1 protein-coding gene is annotated in these 2847 nt (G+C 50.1%); it reads left to right on the forward strand.

Annotated features, from left to right (window positions below):
• Nucleotides 1–2847 (forward strand): hypothetical protein (locus KDK18_RS12515; protein ID WP_257255261.1); only part of this gene is annotated, 2847 nt, incomplete at both ends.

The raw sequence follows: 2847 nt of genomic DNA on the forward strand, positions 1-2847 counted from the left end.
CCCGTCTGGACCAGGCATTTCTTCGAGACAGAGTGGTGGAACCGGCTCTGGTCAATCAGTTACAAAGGCATCTGCCAGACACTCGAATCAACACAATGGCCAGGAATGCTACTGAGAGTGTGATGACACTCTGGCAATACTATCAGGAGCTGTTGCCGGAACATGAGTTTACCCCCAGGGATTTAACGGATATCTGTAGTTGGGTGGGTTGGTATCTGGATCGTTCACTACCCGTAAACGACAGTGTCACCAGTAAGCAAATAAACGGTTTGATCCAACAAAGTTTTCGGGATGTACTGGGCCCCGAAATCACTGAAACCCATCAGGATGCCCTGTCAGCACTGGAAATCTGGTTTTCTGCCCGTTACCAACCGGACAACACCCTGAGCGACAAAGTTCGTACACAGAACCTGCAGGATATACAGCAGCCCTTCATGACATTCACCGAACAAACCCGACCTGATTTTGATACCTCCGGATCGGCAGTCAGTGAACTTGTGCAACAGCTCGGACAGGATTTAAGTCGGTGTCAGCAGGCCTATCATCTCAACAGAAAACACGGCGGCCGTCAGGCGACGCTGGTTGAAGGCCCGGCCGGACGGGGTAAAGATGCCACGCTGAATCTGATGATCGACAGTGTCAAACAGCAGGCCAGGCAGCGGGGAGAATCCATGCCGGGAGTCTTTTCCCTGAATGCCTGTGATTGCTCCTGGAACAAAGTGTGTGAAAAAATCCAGACGGCAAAAGTGAATGGCGGCATCGTGGTCATCTCGGAAATGAATCTGATCGACAGCCAGCACCTGGAAGGTGAGCTGAACGACATATTGGCCGGTGACGCGCATCCGGGCTTCCACCTGTTTGCCACGACCAACCCACCCGAGTACAGCGGACGCAAACCCTTATCACCGGCGCTGAAAGGGCGTTTCCGACATTTACCTATCCGGCAGTACAGCCCGGCAGAATTGCAGGCCATTGCTGAGAAAGTGTTGCCACAGACCCCACAGGGGAAAATAATCGCTGAAGATCTGGCTAATATACACTGTCGTTTGAGGACTTGCCTGCAACAGAAAAAACTGCCGTTGCAGCCGACCAGTCTTGATTTACAGAATGTCACCAGAGCCGTCATCAGAGGCGGTGATTTTACTGAAAACGGCCTTCACCAATGCCTCAACCAGCACTACCGGCTTTACCTGATGGCAGCCAATGTATCACTGGATAAACTGCCAAAGTCGTCGGCTATTGCCATGGGTAAAAGCGAGCTTGATGCCGGACTTTGCAAATGGTTCAACGAAACGGTACCGAAAATGAATCGCCCGTGGTTGATACGAGGCAGCGATTGCAACAGTGTTGATGAAAAAAACTGTGAAATCCGTATTAAGACCGGTCTGACAAAAAAGGAAGCCAAAACCGAAATCATTAAGGGTGTGGCTCAGGCCAAATGGCAAGCATCCGGTCTTTCCCTGAAGCCGGATGAGTCGGACGACATTCTCACCCGGGCACTTTACCGACACTGGCAACAGTGCTGGTTTGATCGTACGTTTAGCAGTACCGGCATGGACGCTGGTAGTGTATTTCCCATGACGACAGAAGAGCAACAAACGCTGAAAATGTCCACTAACCAGCCTTATCTTCAGGCGGCTGACCAGCGGATAAGCGCGTGGAAGGCCGATGATGTTCAATGGTGGCCTGCATTCTGGCATCAGCTCAGTGATCTGGCGAACCATTTGGTAGACGATTTTATCGACGAAGCATCCGCTTTCGTCGGTGATAACACTCCTGAAGAAGACATGCCACAAGTCCACGAGGAACAAACTCCGGCATTGGACCAGAAAACGAACCATGAGTCACAACCCGTCAATAAAGCGTTGGCTTTTTACGGCGGTGAGGCTACTGAAAAGTACATTCCACAAGCTTACAAAGAACAGGCTCCGGCACTGGATCAGAGAGCAAACCATGAGCTACAACCTGTTAATAAAGCGATGGCTATTTACGGTGATAAAGCACCTGAAAAATACCATCCAGAAGCCCTTGGGAATGAGGCTCCGGCATTGGACCATATAACGAACTATGAGAGCTGGGGTAAGTCAAAACTTAACGAATATGTAATTTTCGAACATAGGCACTATTCTCCCGGGATGTATCGATGGTGGGCAGAGGATGTTTGTGTGTTTACTGAGGGCGAAGTCCAACTGATCAGTATTAATGATAAACACCTGCAGGGGGCCGAAATTATCATACCTGCCCGGTTACCAGAGCATGACCAGCCAGTGACATTAGCCAGCAACCAAACGCTGGCAACCTTTGACTGGACATCGGACAATGGTCGCTACGCCTTGCCCAGCCTGGAGCCTGATAACTATATAGTAGCCCTGCGCATGAAACCCGATTGGCCGTTTACCCTGGTCAGGGACCGGTATACCGGGCTTCACACACTGTCTATTCCAGAGGCCAGAGCCAACCAGAGTATTCGATTTACTTATGTTGTAGAACGCCGGAAACCGGGCAAAGAAAAATCTGCTAAAGAAGCCCGGTTAAAAGCAGCCCGGTTAAAAGAATCAAACCGTTTTGATGCCCGCTGTTCAGAAGGCATGAAAACAGTACTGGAAGAAGTGCTGACGAACATTGGCCAGCAACCATCAGAAATACAGGCGCCTTTGCTGAGAATAAAGAAAGCCAAAGACACGACGCAACGCATTAAGGCGATCAGTGACTATTGCCTGAAGTTTTCCGGTGGTGCCATACCAGAAACCGGAGAAAACTTCTTTCGTTTCCTCGTAACACGGCAACAGGGGAGCTGTCGTCATCGTGTGCCTGTTTTTATTGCTTTTTGTCGTTATTTTGGGATTC

This window comes from Endozoicomonas sp. SESOKO3 (genome assembly GCF_024606255.1).